This is a genomic window from Peribacillus kribbensis DSM 17871, assembly GCF_000430765.1.
GTDB lineage: Bacteria > Bacillota > Bacilli > Bacillales > DSM-1321 > Paraperibacillus > Paraperibacillus kribbensis.
On sequence record NZ_AUMQ01000039.1, the window covers coordinates 1 to 19,949 of the forward strand.

Annotated in this window: 19 protein-coding genes and 2 rRNA genes; 19 read left to right on the plus strand and 2 right to left on the minus strand. The window is 43.9% G+C overall.

The window, feature by feature from the left end:
- From H539_RS0108375 to H539_RS0108390, 4 genes are all read left to right on the plus strand, one after another.
- Positions 1-144: ribosomal RNA gene (locus H539_RS0108375) — 23S ribosomal RNA — on the plus strand; the annotation flags it as partial.
- Between the two features lie 67 nt (positions 145-211).
- A 5S ribosomal RNA gene (rrf, locus tag H539_RS0108380) occupies positions 212-328 on the plus strand.
- A gap of 278 nt (positions 329-606) precedes the next feature.
- Positions 607-2,400 (plus strand): oligoendopeptidase F, encoded by a 1,794-nt coding sequence (gene pepF / locus H539_RS0108385; protein ID WP_026693137.1) that lies wholly within the window; start codon positions 607-609, stop codon positions 2,398-2,400.
- A gap of 111 nt (positions 2,401-2,511) precedes the next feature.
- Positions 2,512-3,774, plus strand: coding sequence for a glycoside hydrolase family 18 protein (locus H539_RS0108390; RefSeq protein ID WP_026693138.1), 1,263 nt, complete (start codon positions 2,512-2,514; stop codon positions 3,772-3,774).
- Between the two features lie 87 nt (positions 3,775-3,861).
- Here the strand turns inward: H539_RS0108390 and H539_RS0108395 are convergent, their stop codons facing one another.
- Positions 3,862-5,082 carry an MFS transporter gene (locus H539_RS0108395; RefSeq protein WP_026693139.1) on the minus strand — a complete coding sequence of 407 codons (1,221 nt, stop codon included), beginning with the start codon at positions 5,080-5,082 and terminating at the stop codon, positions 3,862-3,864.
- 268 nt (positions 5,083-5,350) lie between these two features.
- Between H539_RS0108395 and trpB the strand changes: the two genes are divergently transcribed.
- Positions 5,351-6,514, plus strand: coding sequence for a tryptophan synthase subunit beta (gene trpB / locus H539_RS0108400; protein WP_026693140.1), 1,164 nt, complete (start codon positions 5,351-5,353; stop codon positions 6,512-6,514).
- A 129-nt stretch (positions 6,515-6,643) separates the two neighbouring features.
- On the plus strand, positions 6,644-7,402 hold the full coding sequence (locus H539_RS0108405) for an MBL fold metallo-hydrolase (protein WP_035322212.1): 759 nt from the start codon (positions 6,644-6,646) through the stop codon (positions 7,400-7,402).
- A gap of 146 nt (positions 7,403-7,548) precedes the next feature.
- On the opposite strand, the gene H539_RS0108410 is transcribed toward H539_RS0108405, so the two are convergent.
- On the minus strand, positions 7,549-8,223 hold the full coding sequence (locus tag H539_RS0108410; protein ID WP_026693142.1) for a DUF975 family protein: 675 nt from the start codon (positions 8,221-8,223) through the stop codon (positions 7,549-7,551).
- Positions 8,224-8,493: 270 nt separating this feature from the next.
- Here H539_RS0108410 and H539_RS0108415 point away from each other — a divergent pair, with 270 nt between their 5' ends.
- The 13 genes from H539_RS0108415 to H539_RS0108485 all read left to right on the plus strand — a co-directional run bounded on the left by H539_RS0108415 (position 8,494) and on the right by H539_RS0108485 (position 19,747).
- Positions 8,494-9,540 carry an aldose epimerase family protein gene (locus H539_RS0108415; RefSeq protein WP_026693143.1) on the plus strand — a complete coding sequence of 349 codons (1,047 nt, stop codon included), beginning with the start codon at positions 8,494-8,496 and terminating at the stop codon, positions 9,538-9,540.
- A 516-nt stretch (positions 9,541-10,056) separates the two neighbouring features.
- Positions 10,057-10,245, plus strand: coding sequence for a hypothetical protein (locus H539_RS0108420; protein WP_026693144.1), 189 nt, complete (start codon positions 10,057-10,059; stop codon positions 10,243-10,245).
- Positions 10,246-10,431: 186 nt separating this feature from the next.
- On the plus strand, positions 10,432-11,034 hold the full coding sequence (locus H539_RS0108425; protein WP_026693145.1) for a nitroreductase family protein: 603 nt from the start codon (positions 10,432-10,434) through the stop codon (positions 11,032-11,034).
- A 411-nt stretch (positions 11,035-11,445) separates the two neighbouring features.
- On the plus strand, positions 11,446-12,219 hold the full coding sequence (locus tag H539_RS0108435) for an STAS domain-containing protein (protein ID WP_026693147.1): 774 nt from the start codon (positions 11,446-11,448) through the stop codon (positions 12,217-12,219).
- Between the two features lie 89 nt (positions 12,220-12,308).
- On the plus strand, positions 12,309-13,028 hold the full coding sequence (locus H539_RS0108440) for a polysaccharide deacetylase family protein (RefSeq protein WP_026693148.1): 720 nt from the start codon (positions 12,309-12,311) through the stop codon (positions 13,026-13,028).
- On the plus strand, positions 13,025-13,618 hold the full coding sequence (locus H539_RS0108445) for a DedA family protein (protein WP_026693149.1): 594 nt from the start codon (positions 13,025-13,027) through the stop codon (positions 13,616-13,618). The genes H539_RS0108440 and H539_RS0108445 overlap by 4 nt, the downstream gene beginning before the upstream one ends.
- A 170-nt stretch (positions 13,619-13,788) precedes the next feature.
- A complete protein-coding gene (locus tag H539_RS0108450; protein ID WP_026693150.1) occupies positions 13,789-14,952 on the plus strand; it encodes an MGDG synthase family glycosyltransferase in 1,164 nt (387 codons plus the stop codon).
- Positions 14,953-15,336: 384 nt separating this feature from the next.
- Complete coding sequence (locus H539_RS0108460) at positions 15,337-16,644, plus strand: phenylacetate--CoA ligase family protein (protein ID WP_026693151.1); 1,308 nt, start codon at positions 15,337-15,339, stop codon at positions 16,642-16,644.
- A 25-nt stretch (positions 16,645-16,669) separates the two neighbouring features.
- The gene (gene paaA / locus H539_RS0108465) at positions 16,670-17,629 is read left to right on the plus strand and encodes a 1,2-phenylacetyl-CoA epoxidase subunit PaaA (RefSeq protein WP_026693152.1); all 960 of its coding nucleotides are present in this window, start codon (positions 16,670-16,672) and stop codon (positions 17,627-17,629) included.
- A gap of 79 nt (positions 17,630-17,708) precedes the next feature.
- Positions 17,709-18,056: a 1,2-phenylacetyl-CoA epoxidase subunit PaaB gene (paaB, locus tag H539_RS0108470; RefSeq protein WP_026693153.1), complete on the plus strand. Its 348-nt coding sequence runs from the start codon at positions 17,709-17,711 to the stop codon at positions 18,054-18,056.
- Positions 18,053-18,871 (plus strand): 1,2-phenylacetyl-CoA epoxidase subunit PaaC, encoded by an 819-nt coding sequence (gene paaC, locus H539_RS0108475; RefSeq protein ID WP_051348512.1) that lies wholly within the window; start codon positions 18,053-18,055, stop codon positions 18,869-18,871. Before paaB ends, paaC begins: the two co-directional genes overlap by 4 nt.
- A 13-nt stretch (positions 18,872-18,884) precedes the next feature.
- Positions 18,885-19,364: a 1,2-phenylacetyl-CoA epoxidase subunit PaaD gene (paaD, locus tag H539_RS0108480; protein ID WP_425414702.1), complete on the plus strand. Its 480-nt coding sequence runs from the start codon at positions 18,885-18,887 to the stop codon at positions 19,362-19,364.
- Positions 19,365-19,435: 71 nt separating this feature from the next.
- The gene (locus tag H539_RS0108485) at positions 19,436-19,747 is read left to right on the plus strand and encodes an EthD family reductase (RefSeq protein WP_026693156.1); all 312 of its coding nucleotides are present in this window, start codon (positions 19,436-19,438) and stop codon (positions 19,745-19,747) included.
- Positions 19,748-19,949: the final 202 nt, after the last annotated feature.

Consider the following 19,949-nt stretch of genomic DNA (forward strand, 5'->3'; position numbering starts at 1 on the left):
AAGCATGAAGCCCCCCTCAAGATGAGATTTCCCATAGCGTCAAGCTAGTAAGATCCCTGAAAGATGATCAGGTAGATAGGTCTGAGGTGGAAGCGTGGTGACACGTGGAGCTGACAGATACTAATCGATCGAGGACTTAACCTAGTTGGTTTATGAAACGTGTACTGCCTTCTGTTATCTAGTTTTGAAGGAACGAAGTTCTTTCATTTTGTCTGGTAGTTATGGCAAAGAGGCCACACCCGTTCCCATCCCGAACACGGAAGTTAAGCTCTTTTGCGCCGATGGTAGTTGGGGGCTCTCCCCCTGTGAGAGTAGGACGCTGCCAGGCACACCGAGATCAGCTGACATTGCTGGTCTTTTTTTGTGTTCTGATTTTGGTTTAAACGAGGGATAATGTAAAGGAGCGGCTGAGTTCTTTTGAGCCCAGAGGTAAAGTTGAATAACACCAAACCATCTAGTATAAAACACAACGGACAACCTCTCAGCCCATTCGGGCTAAACCAAAAAGAAAAAGCACCCGATAAGATCTTTCGCTAACATGAGCGGGTGAGGAGTGCGATATAATAGATATTATATACATATTTAAAGTGAGAGGATGTACGGATGATGAATGCTTATAAAAGCAGGCAGGATGTGCCAAGCGAGCATACATGGGACCTAAGGGATATTTTTGGAGACATGGAGGAATGGGAAGACCAATTTAAGAAGGTGGAAGCATCGATTGATGAGATTCGGGCTTTTCAGGGGAATATCCATTCCAGCGGGGATCTATTGGCTTATTTGAAGAAAGGTGAGGAAGTTTCATCGCTGTTCCAGCCGCTTTATGCGTATTGCAGGCTGCAGCTTGACTTGGATACGAGGGATTCTGAGGCTCAGTCACTATTGGACAGAGCGTCACGGCTGAGTGTGCAATTAAGTGAAGCCCGTTCCTTTTTTATGCCGTTTTTATTGAGTCTTGAAGAGGAGACGCTTAAGAGGTTTATTTCTGAGCAGGAGAGCCTTGGCTATTTTGAAGAGAGTCTTTTGGAATCTTACCGTTATAGACAGCATGTCCTGACAGGAGAGCAGGAGGAGCTCCTGTCTAAGCTTGGAGAAGCGCTGGCTGTGCCGGGCAAGACGTTCAATATGATGAATAATGCAGACATCAAGTTCGGAGATGTCACCGATCAAGATGGAAGGAAAGTGGAATTGACGAGAGGGATGTATTCTAAATTAATGGAGGATGAAAACCGAGGGGTGAGGAAGGAAGCATACCAGGCTTATTATCAGCCATACAAGCAATTGAAAAATTCCATTGCTTCCACGCTGGCCGGAAATATTAAAAATAATGCGGTTCTTTCAAAAATAAGGAAATATCCCACATCCCTGGAGAAGGCACTTTTTGGTGATAAGGTGCCAAAGATAGTGTATGAAAATTTGATCGAATCCACAAAGAACCATATAGCACCCCTTCATTCCTACAATGCGCTGCGTAAGGAGCTCCTTGGCTTGGATACTCTTGCACCGTATGATCAGAGTGTGGATCTTGTAAAGGGAGTAAAGCGGGAAATCTCCTTTGATGAAGCTTATGAAACGATGCTGAAAGCCCTCTCTCCTCTAGGAGATGATTATATTGAAAACCTTCGTTCGTTTAAAGAGAAAAGGTATATAGATGTCTGGGAGACTCCCGGAAAACGTTCTGGTGCCTATAACTTAGGATTATATGGAGTCCATCCGTTTGTCCTGCTTAACCATCGCAATGATTTGAACAGCCTGTTCACGCTTGCTCATGAGATGGGCCATGCGATGCACAGCTATTACAGCAGTAAGCAGCAGCCGAGAATATCGGCCGGATACAGCATCTTTGTTGCCGAGGTGGCTTCTACTGTCAATGAAGTGCTGCTGATCAGGCATCTATTGAGCGAATCAAAAGAAAAAGATCTCAAGAAGTATCTTCTGAATCATTTTATTGACCAGTTTAAGGGAACCTTTTTCACCCAGGTCATGTTCGCGGAGTTCGAGAAAATCACGCATGAACTGGCAGAAGAAGGTAAACCTTTAAATGCCGAAGTTTTTAATGATATTTATGAAAAATTGACGAAAGATTATAACGGGGAATCTCTAGAAATTTGTGAGGAAGTTAAATACGGGTGGACGAGAATTCCCCATTTTTACCGTCCATTTTATGTTTATAAATATGCCACAGGGTTTGCTTCAGCTCTATACATTGCTGATCATCTTTTACATGGCGGGGAAGGGTTCCAAAAGGACTACCTGACATTCCTTCAGAGCGGCAGCTCTGATTATCCTTTGGAACTACTGAAAAAAACTGGAGTCGATTTATCGGGTCCTGATCCCATCGATAATGCCTTGAAGCAATTTAAGGAATTGGTGGAGGAGTTCTTAAAATTAAATGAATGAATACCAAAATGGAAGGGTTGATTCCCTTCTCTTTTTTTTATGAATAATTGGGCTGTAAGGGAAGAAATCTTCATATGAATAGATATAAGTACGCCGGGATTGGAGGCTGTTATGTTTATTCATATTGTTAAAAAGGGAGATACGTTATATTCAATCAGCCGACGTTATAGGGCATCCCTGGAACAATTAAGAAATGTGAATGGCCTTGAGGGAGAAGTGGTTGTCCCAGGGCAGGCTTTGCTGCTGCCTCTCTATACATATGTCGTCCAGCCGGGTGACACACTTACCAGGATTGCGAAAAAGGCTTTTGTCACGATGGAACAGCTTCGCAGGGCCAATCCAGGAATTACGTCCCAGGTACTGCAGGCTGGAAGTTCCATTTCAATTCCAGATATATCGAATTACCTTGCTGCTACGTTGGGGTTTTATGTTATAAGAAGCCCGGAGCTTGATGTGCAATTGGTTAATGACTTTGCTCCTTATTCCTCTTTAATATCTATGTTTGAATATCACATAACAGGAGCAGGAGGCATTGCGAATAACCTGAACGATAAAGCAGCGATTGAAGCCACCTGGAAAAACAGGGTGACGCCGCTTGCAACTATCACCAACTTATCTTATGGTGGATTCAGTCCGGAATTGGCGGGCACGGTTCTGAATAACCCTGCTGCAAGGAGAAATTTGGTCGATAATATCTATAATTTACTAAAACGTAAAGGGTATGGAGGAGTAAACATTGATTTTGAACGGGTAAGGGCACAGGATCGGGATCTATTCACAGGCTTCTTAAGGCAGCTGAGGGATCGGTTGAATCCTGAAAAACTGGCTTTGACCATTGCTGTTCCAGCAAAGACGAGTGAGGAAATCTCCTGGCTCAGAGGGTATGATTATGGAGGAATAGGATCCGTTGTTAATTATATGTTTATCATGGCATATGACTGGCATCATTCGGGGAGTGAACCGGGTCCGGTAGCACCGATAACAGAGGTGAGGAGGACGATCGAGTTTGCCATCCGGACGGTTCCCAGAAGGAAGATCATTATAGGCGTCCCTCTCTATGGATACAACTGGTCCATTCCTTATCGGCCGGGAACCGTTGCTTCGGCCATCTCCAACCAGGGTGCGATTGAAACAGCATTGAGGCATGAAGCGCCTATTCAGTATTCAGAAGAATATCAGTCGCCTTTTTTCAGGTATACAGATCAAGCAGGACAGACCCATGAGGTATGGTTTGAGGATGTAAGGAGCATGAGTGAAAAAATCAGGATGGTCCGGGCATATGGCCTGCAGGGAATCGGAGCCTGGCAGCTTACCCTCGGGTTTCCCCAGGGAGTATGGCTGCTTCGTAAATTCTTTAGGATTAGGAAAGTGTAAAAAAAGAGGATTGTCTTTTGCGGACAGTCCTCTTATATCATTATAAAAGTTATATTTTGGGTTTATATGCTCCTGCAGGCGTCCATTTTAATGAGATTTAATCAAACTTTCGACTTTTTTAAGGATATTCACTCCACTGTATTTGAGGGTAGAGCGATGTGCAAGGACGGCTGAGGCAAAGAGCAGGACAGCCGTCAGAAGAAACACGATTTGAATCGTAAAGATGCCCCCGACAAATCCTCCAAGGATAGGTCCGAGCATGCCTCCCAGCTGATTTGCCGTCTGGTTTAAACCAAAGGCCCGCCCTCTTGCATCCGGATCCGTCCATTTTACAATCAAGCCATTCAATGCAGGGAACACAGCACAGAAAAAGAATCCGAATATAAACCGTGCAATGGAAAAGCCCCATACATCGTTAAAGAAAATCTGGGCCAGGGAGCCGAGTCCGCCGCCTATCAACCCAATCAGGAGAATTGTTCCAAAGCCGATCTTATCCGAAAGCTTCCCCCAATACGGACCAATCAGAATGCTGGAAATCCCGGGTATGGAAAAGATCAGTCCAGCCAAAAAGGATGTATTATGAGAAGTGCCATGCAAATTCATGATATGAAGAGGCAGCACCGGTTCCAGAATCATAATGGAGCAGGCGGCACCCATAGTCAGCATCAAAACCATCATGAGCGGTTTATTTCCAGCTGCCTCTTGTATGTTCTTTTTAACAGAGCCTCTCGTCTTGCTTGGTGTAAATTTTTCTTCCCTTACAAGGAACAGGACAAGCAGGGTGGAAATGAGCACCATGCAGCCTCCAGTGGCAAAAGATAAGCGGTTGCCAACCAATTCGGAGATTCCGCCTCCAAGCAGCGGACCAATGATTCCCCCGGAAGCGGTTCCTGTAGAAATCGCTGCTAACGCATATCCAACTTTCTTCTCCGGCGTATTCGTACCGATCAAGGCGACCGCCCCGGGAATAAAGCCGGTAAGCAGTCCCTGTGATATGCGAAGGATCAGCACTTCATAAGGATTAGTAACAAAAGACATCAGAGTATAGATGATAAAAAGAAAAAAGCCTGCTCTGACAATCATCGGTTTACGGCCATACTTATCCGCAATCGTTCCCCAAAAAGGTGCGGAAACAGCGCCAGCTAAAAACGCAGCACTAAAGGTTATGCCAGACCAGATTTCAGTGTGATGATGGACGCCGATCTGCAAAAGAAAAAGCGGCAAAAACGGTATGACCATTGAAAAACTAGCAGACGTTATAAAAACACCTATCCAAAGAACCCATAAATTTCTCTTCCAAGTTTCCATCCAAGATTCACTTCCTAATTAAATATGGTCTTTATGATTCCAATAAACTTTCGGGAAATAGGAAAAATAATGCCATTTTCAATTGTAAGACTTCCCAATCAAAAGGTAAAGATATATCACCATCCTGTTTTACGTTATGAATGTTCGCTTTAAGACCATTTTTATAACTGAGTGACTATTTTTACTAACAGAATATTCAGTATGTTATACTGTCAGGGAAGTTCAAAAACGGGACTTCCTATTAGTATAGAGAGCGGAGATGAGCGAAATGACAAAGAGCGTAGCTGAGAAAGGATTTTATGGGGAATTTGGCGGCAGTTTTGTAACTGATGAATTGAAGAAAGTTCTTGGTATTTTAGATGATAATTTTGAGAAATACAAGGATGACCCCGAATATAAAAAAGAATTTTCCTATTACATGCAGGAATATATCGGACGTGAAAATCCCCTGACATATGCAGAGAATCTTACAAAGCATGCCGGGGGTGCAAAAATATACCTAAAGCGTGAAGATTTGAACCACACAGGTGCACACAAGATCAATAATGCCATTGGGCAGATCCTCCTTGCGAAAAGAATGGGAGCCAAAAGGATTATAGCTGAGACCGGAGCTGGACAGCACGGAGTAGCAACTGCTACAGCATGTGCCATAGTAGGCGGCATGGAATGCATCATTTATATGGGGAAGGTAGATACTGAACGCCAGGCCCTGAATGTCTTTCGTATGGAGCTTTTGGGCGCAAAGGTGATAGCAGTCGAGAGCGGCCAGGGCCGCCTTAAAGATGCAGTGGATGCAGCCCTGAATGACCTGGTAGAAAATTACGAGTCCACGTTTTATTTGCTGGGTTCTGCAGTGGGACCCCATCCGTTCCCCAAAATGGTGAAACACTTCCAGGCAATTATCAGCGAAGAGTCAAAACGGCAGATTCTCGATAAAGAAGGCAGGCTTCCTGCTGCAGTCGTTGCGTGTACCGGTGGAGGAAGCAACGCAATTGGTGCGTTTGCACATTATATCGATGAAGAAGTAAGGCTGATTGGCGTGGAGCCTGCGGAAGCACCTACGCTTACCAAGGGTGTGCCTGCAGTCATCCATGGTTTTAAGTGCTTGACGCTTTTAGATGGAAATGGGCAACCTCAGCCAACCTATTCTATTGCAGCCGGCCTGGATTATCCTGGAGTAGGGCCCGAGCACAGCTATCTAAAGGAAACCAATCGGGCAGAATATGTCACCGTAAGCGGACAGGAAGCCCTTGATGCCTTCCTGCTCCTTTCCAAAGTGGAGGGAATCATTCCGGCACTCGAAAGCTCCCATGCTGTGGCTCATGCCCTCAAGCTTGCAAAGGATTTGAATAAAGAGGAAAGCATCATTATTAACCTGTCTGGCCGCGGAGATAAAGATGTAGAGCAGGTATTTAAAATGATCAGCAAATAAAAGCCAGCCGCTGCATTATCGGATGCAGCGGTTTTTTTGCAAAGAAATACCTTTTTTCTGGACTATTTTATTGAATTTATGATAATAGAATGGCATAGATAATTTTTTGTCGAACAGGAGATGCAGAGGATGAAAGCCACTTTTTTAGGGACAAGCGACGCACAGGGAGTTCCAAGACTTCTTTGTACCTGCAGGGGTTGTTCTGATGGGAAAATAAACAGAACGAGATCCAGCCTTCTGCTGGAATTGGATGGGAGCAAGGTGCTTATTGATGTTTCACCTGATTTTAGAAGCCAATTTTTGCGCGAGTTAAAGGATATCCCGGATGAAATATTAATTACTCATACCCATTACGATCATGTCGGGGGATTTGGGGATCTGATCGATTTGTGTTTCTGGAATAGAAAGCTGGTCACGGTGACTTCCCCTGGCGAGGTTGTAGAGGATCTATTAGTCAAGTTTCCCTATGCCGAAGGGAAACGCTATATGAAATTTAATCGGACAAAGGAACATAAAATCAAGGACTGGAATATAACTTTTTTTAAAGTAAACCATGGGGCCAATGGTTTCTCCTATGCAATAAAACTTTCCAAAGGCGGCAGGACAGCCGTATACATGCCTGACAGCTTTAATCTGGAGGACGAGCAGCTCCAACACTTATACGGAACCGATTATCTTATTATTGGAACTTCGTACTGGGACGAACAAACTGCAATAGAAACTAGATCCGTATATTCAACGGTTGAGGCGATGGAACTGGTTCAAAAGATAAAACCAAAACAAGTCTGGTTTACCCATCTGTCGCACGATCCAGCATTCCTGGCACATGATTTGCCGGACCATATGGCATTTGCGAGCGATGGACTGACGATTGAAATGGAAGTATAGAAAACGAAAAAAAAGTATCCAGCTGAAGCCGGATACAAAAGTATAGAGAAAAATCGATTACTAATAGATTAGCAGACTTAAAAGACAATTTAATGAAAAACAGATTAAAAATAGATGAAAATTTATAGTGCTGTAAATCCGCTATTTTATTGGAGTTCAAGGGAACTGCCTTCCTCATCTTGTTTTTTAAAGCCGGATATTTCATTGTAGAAAGCGGCCTGTGTTGTATTCATGTAAGGAATGAGCCAGAGCAGGCCGATAAAGAGGGTGAAAATGCTCAGAATCCCCCACCCGATAAAGCTGAGACAAAGAAGGAAGTACCGCCATTTTTGACCGTCCATCAACTTCCGGCTGAAAGTGATGGCCTGATTGGCGGAGTATTCAGGGTGGTCCTTCAGAATAAAACCGGTCTGTGAGTATGCTAGAGATTTAATGATTCCAGGTACGATAAGGAGCAGGGACCATAGAATGGTATAAAGCCCCATTAAAAAGCTGGCCAAAATTAATTTGCCTGATACCGCCGAGTTTGAAAAAGGCTTGCTGAATAAATCGGCAATCTCGGTATGTTCCCTCCGTACAATGTTTAAATACATCCAGCTCGCTCCAATTGTTATTGGAGTGAGAAGGAGGGACAGAAGCATTTGGGAAATCCCTTTGACAATATCTTTTGCATCGCCTTCAAAAAAGCTCGCTAATATAGCCCCTGCCAAATTTGGAACCGCACTCCCTACAAGTCCTGAAAGCACAATGATTCCAATAGCAAGGCCCCAGCGTCCCCTTAAACCAAAGAGCGCTTCCTGCTTAAATTGTCTGATCTTCATGTTTAACCTCCAAATGAAATTCTACCTCTTTATCTTATCGAAATAAGTAGAAAAATGTAACTAAAATTGTAAATATTAACATTTCCCGTCCGATTTGATTAGAGAGGCTTTATAATCTGATTATTGGGTATATATATGGCGGTTAACAGTTGTTTATTCTGGGAATATGATGATTTGGCTTGTATGATAGAAAGTAGGCGTTTTCTTTATGCCTGCTTCACGGAAGGAAGTACATAAAAATTCAAAACAGAGTAAAGAGAGGTATGGCATATGAAGGTTGAAAAACAGCAGTTTGGAGAATTGAAGGGTAGAGTCATTGAGTCTTTTACCTTAAAGAATCATAACGGCATGGAGGTAACCTGCATTAATTTAGGCTGCATCATTACCAGAATCATGGTCCCAGATAGAAACGGAAATGTGGAGAATGTAGTCTTGGGCTATGAAACTTTGAATGAATATGTGAATGATGCTTCTTTTTTTGGGGCAGTTGTAGGGAGAGTGGCAGGCAGGATAAGCAAGGGAAGATTTGAATTGGACGGAAAAGAATATACGCTTGCCAAAAATGAAAATGGCAATCATCTGCATGGCGGCATGGAAGGCTTCAACCAAAAAGTATGGGACGCGGAAGTAGTAGAGGATGAAAACACAGCTGGAGTGGCATTCACATATACGAGTCCTGATGGTGAAGAGGGATATCCAGGAACCGTCAAGTTGAGGGTAACTTATCTCTTAAATGATCAAAATCAACTGATTATCCACTATACAGGAATCTCCGACCAAAGGACTCCATTAAATGTAACCAACCATTCTTATTTTAATCTAACTGGAAATATCAAGAGTGATATTTTGAATCACCGGTTAAAGCTAAAGAGCCATCAATTTTTAGAATTGGATGAGGAAATGATTCCTACCGGAAAGATGCTGGAAGTAGAAGGTACAGAGTTTGATTTTAGAGATGAAAGGGCCATCAAGACAGGGGTGGGATCTTTGCACCCTCAAAATGTGTTGGTTGGTGGAGGATATGACCATCCATTCATCCTGGATGCGAACAATGATCATGAGATCGTTTTAAGCGATCCAGAAAGCGGGCGCACTCTTATAATTGAAACAGATGAAGCGGGAGTAGTCGTCTACTCAGGGAATCAGCTGATTACTGATGTAGAAAAGGATACTAGATCAAAGAAACATCTAGGGATCTGTCTTGAAACCCAGGGGCTCCCTGATGCAGTGAACCACTCCCATTTTCCTTCATGGATTTTAGAAAAAGACACGGAGTATGTGTCAAAAACAACTTATAAATTTGGGGTTTCAGAGTAACAACAGCAAAGCAATGTATATACGTGTATATTCAAGACTGCCATGCAGCCTGGATGCTTTGACTGGAAATAGTACGAGTCAGAGTCCGGCTAGGCTCACTAATACAACCGTTGTTAGGCTTAGTGATACAACCTGCGGCAAAGATTTGGCTCGCTTATATAATGACTTGATCGTTTAGCCGATCAGGTCTTTTTTATTTGTCTTAATCATATCACTTGGAACGTTTGTTCGCAACTGATAAGCTGCATAATAATTTCGACAAATCCCCCTATCCTTCAGCTTTTTATGCATGATTTAGGAAGAATAGAGATAGATAAACTGAAAGGGCCTTTCAAAATGATAACTGGAAAAAGACCGACTGGAAAAAGTTATATCCGAATATTAAAATACACCCTGAAATAAGCGTTGAGTTTACCCAGCATGGCGTCATTAAGTTAAAAAAATTTTAAGATTAATGTTTAGAAGGAGACACAGCGGGAATAAAACCTTTAAAAAAATAAAAATGGAGGGGTAAGTATGGGTACAGCAATCGTAGAAAACACCAAATTATTTGAGTTACAATCAGATACTCCACTTCCTAAGGGTTTTTCTTTTCGAGTTAGGGACGATAGGGACGATGTGTATTGGGAAGTAGTGGAACAAATCGGGGAAACAAAATATGAATGCCAGATTGCAGGCGTTAATGGATATGGTGTAAATATTTAAAAAAGGTGTTTCTTTTTTTTTGGATATTGCTACTTATAAATGAAACATAAACCTGGAGGCCTTGAGATGGCCGCCGGGTTTTTTAGTTGTAAATCATCGGATTTTTAAATAAAAGAAAGAATGCAAGGGAGCGGGAATGGGTAGAGGAGAAAGCAGTGCAAATTTTTACAAAAAGGAGTGGAATATGTGTCTAAAGATTTTTTATCAGCCATAAAGAACAGGCGGTCTTATTATGCATTGAGCAATGAATCTCCTGTGCCGGACGATCACATTCAGGAAATCATCGAACAGGCTGTGAAGTATACTCCGTCAGCCTTTAATTCCCAGAGTGCAAGGGTGCTGTTATTGCTGGGTGAGAATCACCAAAAACTATGGAATATTACAAAGGATGTGCTGAAAGCAGTTGTACCTGATGATTCATTCGGAAAGACGGAACAAAAAATAAATGAATCCTTTAAAAGCGGATATGGCACTATTTTGTTTTTTGAGGACAAACACACGGTAAGGGAGCTTCAGGAGAAATTCGAGCTTTATGCCGAGAAATTCCCGCTCTGGTCTGAGCAGTCTTCGGGGATGCTGCAGTTCGTCATTTGGACAGCCTTGGAGCTTGAAGGTTTTGGAGCCTCGCTTCAGCATTATAATCCGTTGATCGATGAGAGGGTGAAAAAGGAGTGGGCCGTGCCGGAAGAGTGGGAGCTTGTTGCCCAGATGCCGTTTGGAAAGCCTGTTTCACAGCCAGGAGAAAAGGAATTTAAACCTATTGAAGAGAGAGTCAAGATTTTCAAATAGTTCAGCATAGTAAGGAATTAATGAGGCCGGTTGTTTCCGGCCTTTAGGGGTGAGGTGAAAGAGAATGGGGATAAAAGAAAGAATCTGGACGAACATGACAATCCCTCAGTGGGAGAGACTATTAGAGGAAGAAGAGTAAAAAACTCTTCTTCCAGCTTCTTAGATATTTGGAATGATGCATGCGGGCCTGTCGGGATATCCACAGCCGGTGATCCTTTTGTAATATCCCCATATTGAATGCTGCTTCTAAAAAAATCCTCCTTTTACACTCATAAACTGATTAAGAAAGGCAGATAAATGCCGGCCATATAAATTCTCTTGACAGAGAACAGAATGGATACATTATAAATTGTATTATCAAACGTTTAGTATATAATTATATCGACATAAAGAAAGTTGGTGTTTGTAAAGATGCCTGATGTATTAGCAGCGATGAATACATATGAAGTATTGGATAAAATAGATGAGAATATTTTTATAGCTGATTCCGAATTCCAGCTGGTATGGGTGAACAAAAAAGCGAAGAGCCTGCTGGAAGTGGTGGGCCCTTATGTCCAGATATCAGATCCGGAACACTTTATTGGGATGAATATCACTCATTTTCATTCTGAAAGGCAGAATCGGATACTGGAGGAAGGTCCCTTCCCCCATCGAGCTCAGGTTACGCTGTTTAACCGATTCAAGGCCAATATACAAGTGGACCTCATACAAAACGGGGAGGACAAGCGGGCAGGTTTTATTCTTACCTGGAATGACGTCACCGAATATGAAGAGGCCATTCAAGAAGGAAAGGAACTGCTGGATGAAATTGATACTCCAATCATAAAAACGGTGCTTGATTCTGTATCCCTTGTACCGATCATGGGGAAAATGACAGAAGAACGCATGGAAAGCATGCAAAAGAAAATCCTTTTCTATTGTCCGGAGAACCAGATTACAACCATGATCTTTGATTTCAGTTCATTTCAGCATTCTCTTGATCCATTTGAGGTAACCGGACTTGCAAATCTTGTAAGAGCATTAAAGCTGATGGGTGTGGATCCTATTTTTGTCGGGATCAATGCACGTATGGCACAATCGATGACTCAAAAGCAGCTTTGTTTTGGTGTGCCCACTTTTAATTCCTTCCGGCAGGGCATGGGGTACCTTATGGACAAGAACGGCTACAAGATTGTGAAGCTGTAAGGAAACTTAAGAGAAATAACAACTAACTGCGAATCGGCTCTTCCAGGAGCCGGTTTTTGTGAAAGCGAAGAGAAGGGAATGGTCGCGCATTGATTTATCTTGCAGCTGCCTGCGCAGTAATTCTGTTTATCATGATCTTTTATTCTGTTATTCCTACCCTTGTCATAAGAAAGCTTGAAATGGGTATTAAAAAAAGTCTTCCTGGAAGCAAAGGAATTGCCTTGACCTTTGATGATGGCCCCCATCCTGAATATACCGTGAAATTGCTGGATCTGTTAAAAAAATATAAAGTAAAAGCATCCTTTTTTGTGGTAGGAAGCAAAGCGCAAAGATATCCCAATATCATCAAAAGAATGCATGCTGAAGGGCACACGGTCGGAATCCATCATTTTAACCATATTTCAGGCTGGCTGCTTCCTCCCATCAGTCTGAAGATGCAGCTGGATATGACTGAAAAAGCCATTGAAAGAATCACGAAATCCCAGGTACGGTTTTACAGGCCGCCATGGGGGCATTTTAATCTTTTTACTTTGGTGTTAAGCAGGAAGTACTCGACGGTAATGTGGTCGGGGATTTTTGGAGATTGGAAAGTAAAGAACCACAAAACCCTGCTTCAAGAAATGAGAAAAGCGACGAAAGATGGCGCCATTTTCCTGCTTCATGATTGCGGAGAAACTTTTGGTGCCGACAGAGAAGCACCAGGATATATGCTTGAAAGCCTGGAGGTATATCTGGAGGAACAAATTGTGGCAGGTGTTCATTTTGTCACTTTGAAAGATGCCATACCAACCCAAGAGAGGATTTTATGAGTATAGATACAGTCCTTCATTATTTAAGTGCTTATGGATATCCCATCATTTTTTTATTTTTATTTTGCGGTATTGTGGGAATTCCCGCGCCGGAGGAATCCCTGCTATTCTTGATTGGGGTTTTGGTCGGCAGACATCAGCTTTCCTTCGAGATGGCCGCATTGGCCGCAAGTTCGGGGGCATTTTCTGGAATGCTGGCTGCTTATTTACTGGGAGCGTTTATCGGTCTGCCGTTTGTAAAAAAATACGGCAGGTTCGCCGGGGTTACAGCAAAACGGTGGGAGAAGGTTCAGGCCAGATATGAAAAAGGTAAAGGGAAGACCATCCTGCTCGGTTTTTATATGCCTGGAATCAGGCAAATCAGTCCGTACTTTGCGGGGATATCCAGGGTTCCTATAATAAAATTCACAGTCCTTTCACTGGCGGGGACACTGATCTGGACCCTCCCGTTTATAGCTGGCGGCTATTATTTGGGAAGAGTATTTAATATTGATCCTAAGTATGCCCCTTATTTAGGTCTCCTATTTTTAATCCTTTTTCTCTTGTATTTACTTTTTCGTTATGTGAAAAAGAAGAGAAAACATAAATGATGGAGTGTATGCCCCTTCCTGAATAACTTCTAAAAAATAGATTAAAAAATGATTAAAAGAGGAGTAAATTTAAAATTTAGTGATAAAATTGTAAGAGGGAATAATCATGAATGTTATTTCCATGAAAGTCATCCACGATTGGCATTTTGATAGAATAGGAGATGACATGAATGAAAAAAATCTTATTTTTACCCCTCTTACAAATGCAATCGGGGCATCATCATGCCGCTGATGCGATTATAGATATATTACAAAAACAGGACCAAGTCCTTATAAAAAAAATCGACATCCTGAGCTATACGAGTGCAAAATTAGAAAAGATCGTAGCAGGCGGATATTTAAAATGGATCCGGTATGCTCCCCAAACCTATAACTTCACCTATAAAACATTCTTCTGCCGCCAGCCGGGCAAAGAGCAGGGAGTAAAATGGTATCAGCATCTCTTTTTAAAGTCGATGATGCAGCTGCTGGATGAAGAAAAGCCGGATGCGATCGTCTGCACCCATGGTTTCCCGTCCTTTTTATTAAGCCAGCTGAAAATAAAAGGGAAGTGCCAGATCCCTGTGATTAATGTATATACGGATTTCTTTATCAATAAATTCTGGGGCATGGAAGGGATTGATCTTCACTTTCTTCCTACCCAGGAGGAAAAACAAAAACTGGCGAACTGCAAGATTCCTCAGAAAAAAATGATTGTAACGGGTATTCCTGTGCATGGGGATATAAAAGGATCAAAAAGAAGAAAACGTACGGTCAAGCCTAAAATCCTTGTAGCAGGAGGCAGCAGCGGTCTTGGAGGAATTTTGGCATTGTCTGATGAGTTAAAGAAATCCCGGGATACCATATACTATGTACTTTGCGGCAAGAACCGAAAACTGTACAATAAAATCCTTTCCTGGAAGCTGGACCATATAAAACCTCTGTCATACATTTCCGACAAGCAGGAAATGGACAAGCTCTACAATGAGGTGGATGCCATTATTACGAAGCCCGGCGGTGTGACCGTAAGTGAAGCCCTGCACAAAAAACTGCCTATTTTTGTCCATGCGGCCCTTCCTGGACAGGAGGAAATCAACTTAACGTATTTGCACAAAAAGGGTCTCGTCTTTCCAATTGATGCAGGCACCTCTCTAGAGTTACAGGTCCTTGGCCGCCTTAAGGATGCTGACGCAATGGACCAATGGCAGCAGGCCTTAAACACCTATCATAATGGAATGGAAATCGATCAGCGAAAACTGGCTAAACTGATCAGCCAGACCATCATGGAAACCCCGCTCAGCATTTCCAGCCTGCAGGCGGTGAAGCCGAAGGTGCTGGATGTGGCAAGAGCTTAGGTATCATTTGCAGCCTTAGAAATGAGGAAATAAGTTCCTTGCTGTTCTTAACATCGTGAAATGATGGCCGGATTAGCATGGTTATTGATACTCGCCTTAGTAATTAGCGAGTATGTTTAAGTACAAATGGTTCGGTCAACGTCCCGCAAAATGGAATCAGGCCAGTTTTATGCAGAGCCCAACACTTTGATGTGGAGGGCTCTTTTTTATGGAACAGCCGTTGAAATTTGAAGAAAGGGACTCTCTAGAGAAGAAGAATAAATTTTCTGAAAAACAATTGACAATTCCAATATCAAAGGGTATGTTTGTTTACATATAACAACTATGCATTGTTACGATTATTTTTCGTCATATAATTATTTATATAAGACGGGAGGGGAGAAAGTGATACTTCATGAATATGAGACGAGGAGCCGTGAGTTTATAGAGGCCGACCAGCTCCGGAAATTAACGGGAACCGTCAGGAGGGTATATCAACATGTGCCCTTTTACAGAGAGAGGCTGGAGTCGGGTAGTGTATGCCCGGAGGAATTTGAAAGACGCCCAGAAATGGAAGCGCTTCCTTTTACCACGAAGGAAGATTTGCGGAGTGCGTATCCGTTTGGGATGCTCGCTGTACCTCGTGAAGAGCTCATAAGGATTCATGCCTCCTCCGGGACAAGCGGAAAGCCGACAGTTGTGGGCTATACGAGAAAGGATATCGACTTATGGGCCGAAATCACGGCAAGGGCCATTGCTCTCGGAGGAGGGAAGCCGGGCAGAGTGCTGCATAATGCCTATGGGTATGGGTTGTTTACTGGCGGTCTCGGGCTTCACTATGGAAGTGAAAAACTCGGGATGGGCACGGTGCCCATTTCTGGTGGAAACACAGAAAGACAGGTCATGCTCATTGAAGATTTTAAGCCTGAGGTGATCTGTGCGACTCCTTCTTACGCCTTGAATATTGCGGAATGCATGGAGGGGATGGGAAAGGATCCCCGCGAAACTTCGCTCAAATACGGCATTTTTGGAGCGGAACCATGGTCAGAGGAAATGCGGAGAACTCTGGAGGATAAGCTTGGGATCAAGGCGTGTGATATATATGGATTGAGTGAGGTGATCGGTCCGGGGGTAGCTTCTGAATGCCATGAAGCAAGGAACGGCCTGCATATTGCTGAAGATCATTTCTTTGTGGAAGTGATCGACCCTAAGACCTTGAGGCTTGTACCAGAAGGACAGGAAGGAGAGCTGGTTTTTACAAGTCTGACCAAGGAAGCATTTCCTGTGATAAGGTACAGGACCGGAGATATTGCTTCCATAACGCGGGAAATATGCAGCTGCGGCAGGACCACCCTGAGAATGTCGAGAGTAAAGGGCAGGATCGATGACATGATCAATATGAACGGAGTTAATGTTTTTCCCTCGCAGATTGAGCACTGCCTGCTGGGAGTCCCCGAGCTCGCTCCTTATTATCAAATCCAGGTCTCCCATAAAGGAGCATTAAAATCTCTGGAGCTGCACGTGGAGCTGAATGAAGCTTTTTATTTCGAACAAGACGATGAACCTTCGCTGATACATAAAATACAATCAAGATTAAAAAGCCATTGTCTGATTACAGTGAATGTAAAAGTACACCCGCCCAAAACGATCGCCAGGTCTGAGGGTAAGGCGGTACGGTTGATTCATAAAAATAAAGAACCATTGATCACCTAGTACCAAGTTAAAGGAGGATGTCAGCATGGCAGAAACAAGCTCATTCGACTTGCTCCCTGATGAACAGAGACTAGCCCGCTTTATGGAACGAATCGAGACGGGGGAGAAGATTGAAGCCGATGACTGGATGCCTGAGGATTACAGAATGACACTGATCAAGCTGATTTCCATGCATGGAATCAGCGAAATCATGGGGGCGCTTCCGGAAAAAGAGTGGGTGCCCAAAGCCCCTTCTCTGAAAAGGAAGCTGGCCATCATGGCAAAGGTGCAGGATGAAATGGGGCACGGACAGCTGCTTCTAAGGGTAGCCGAAGACTTAATGGAGCCTCTTCTAAAGTCAAGGGAGCATATTATTCAAGATCTTTTATCAGGGAAATTGAAGTTTCATAACGTTTTCCATATGGAAGCTAAAACATGGGGAGACGCCGGGCTTATCGGCTGGCTGGTCGACGGTGCGGCCATCATTACGCAGACCAATATGCTGAATGCCTCGTACGGTCCTTATGCAAGGGCATTAAAGAGGATCTGTGCCGAAGAGGTATTCCATGCACAGCACGGTGAAGCCATCATCATGGCACTGGCCGAAGGGACAGGGAAGCAGAAGGCGATGATCCAGGATTCCATTGACCGCTGGTGGGATGCCCTCCTGATGTTCTTCGGGCCGGGAGATGCGTCGACAACCGGAACCTCCAAGCAGGACATCACTATGAAATACAAAATCAGGACCAAAACAAACGAAGAACTCCGCCAGGATTTTTTTTCAAAATACATCCCGAGGGTCCTGTCGCTGGGTTTGAAGCTGCCTGACGAAACGATGCACTTTGATAAAACAGAAGGACTGTGGAAATACCGGCAGCCTGACTGGAGCCAGTTTAAACAAATCATCAAAAATAACGGGCCAAAGTCCAGGGAAAGGTTAAGGCTGAGAGAGATTTCCTATACCTCGAATAAATGGGTGTTAGAGGCTCTTAGTGTGAGAGTTTAGCAGAAAGGGCTGGTTTTGCCAGATGGGCGGTGCGCCTTAAACTAGGTCTGGCATCAAGGAGGAAGGGGGCCGGAAAAACATGCCGGACAAGGGCTTTTATCAGGAATTTGAAGTATTCAGCAAGCGCAGTGACGCGTCGCCTTTGCAGCATCAATTTTCCCTGCTTGCACCGAATCATGAGCTTGCACTCGTCATGGCGCAGGAGAATTTTATGAGGCGTGAGCCGGTGAGTGATATCTGGGTCGTAAAACGGGAGGATATCCGGAAAATGGACCTGGAGGAGAAACAGTCGCTGAAGAGGCTGGATAATAAAGATTACCGGAATACAAAGGGATATGGCTATCTGAAAAAGAAATGGCGCGTGTATGAGCAGGAGATTCTGGATGAAAGGGAAATTCTGTCCTGGGGAGGGGAGCCGGAAAAGTGAAATACACAAAAGAAGAAGCCTTGATCCACAAAGAGTATCATTCGGCTCTCTGTGAGCTCTTGTTTCAGCTGGCAGATGATGATTTTATACTGGCTTACCGTGGTTCCGAGTGGCTTGGACTGGCACCGCATATAGAGGAAGACGTTGCGTTCTCTTCCATCAGCCAGGATATGATGGGCCACGCGGTCATCTTTTATGGGATGCTCGAAGACCTTGGGATTGGAAAGGCGAATGACCTTGCTCATGACCGTCCTGCTGAAGAAAGAAAAAATGCCATTCTTCTTGAGAGGGTGAACGGACCGGGGACGTATCTTCATGAACCGCATTACGATTGGGCATTTGCTGTAGTACGCAGCTACTTTTATACCGGCATAAAAAAAATAAAAATAGCATCCCTGAAGAATTCTTCCTATATTCCGCTGTCGCAGGCAGCAGTCAAGATTGAGATGGAGCTTTATTATCATCTGCTCCACTGGAAAACCTGGTTTACACAGCTTTTGGGGGCAGGAGGAGAAGCAAAAAAGAGGATCGAGGATGCCATGGCAGCAGTCTTTCCGGACCTTGATGGAGTTTTCTCTTTTGGAGCTGCCCGGACGATGTTTATAAGACTTGCTCTGATCACTTCAGAGGAAGAGATAAGACAAGAGTGGATTCAGATGATGAGACCCATCTTTGAGAGTCTTGGAATCAACATGCCGAATTCTTTTGGATTAGAGTCCGGCAATGGAAGGGACGGCGTTCACACGGAAGACCTTGAGGCTGCCCTGAAGACATTGACGGAAGTCTATCGGATCGATCAAACAGCAAGCTGGTGAAGGGCGGATGGAAATGAATCTGAAAGAAAAGATATTCGACGCACTTCACAAAGTGAAGGATCCGGAGATTAACACAGTCTCCATCCTGGAGCTTGGGATGCTTGAGGAAATAGAAATCTCTGAGGAAGCAGTTTCTATTAAACTCCTTCCCACCTTCATGGGCTGCCCTGCACTAGAAGTCATAGAAAGAAATGTGGCAGAGGCCGTTTTGGGGACAGCCGGGACCAGGCGGGTGGAAGTGAAGTTTATCCATCATCCCCCCTGGACCTCTGACAGGATCACAGAAAACGGCCGGCAGCGTTTAAAGGAATTCGGCATTTCCCCGCCGCCTAATCATATCAGTGAAACAGGAGAATGGGAGGCAGAATGTCCCTTTTGCGGATCCATTTATACGACGATGGAGAACCTTTTCGGCCCTGCCGCCTGCCGCAGCATCTTATACTGCAGGTCCTGCCGGAATCCCTTTGAGGCGTTGAAACCATATCCACGATGATGTAATCGATGGAAAGCCGGCACAGCCGCTGGCTTTACATACAATCTTATTTTAAAAAAGGAGGCAGTATCATGGTGAAATTGATTGCGCTTTATAAGCATCCGCAAAACAAAGAGGAATTTGATCAGCATTATTTTGAAACACATGCACCGATGACGTCAAAGATTCCCGGTCTGCGCAAAATGGTGGTTACCCGGATAACAGGAAGTCCAATGGGAGGCGAAGGGAAATATTACTTGATGTGTGAAATGTATTATGACAGCCATGATGCCTTAAAGGCAGCCATGAAATCGGATGAAGGCCGTGCTTCCGGAAAGGATGCCATGAGTTTTGCGGGAGACCTGATCACCATGATGATTGGTGAAGAGCTGAATCAGGAATAGTTTTCTTAAGGCAGACTTTTCGAAAAACAGAGGCAGACGATGTCCGCTTGAAATAGAAGGGATGGAATGGCCGATCCTGCGGTGCCGGCTGCTGAAGCATTCCATCAAGTAAAATCAGGCGGGGCAGACAGGCCCGCCCTTACAGCTCTTTGAACAGCGGATACTGATTTCTGGAAACATCCGAGAGAGGAAGAAGCAGGTA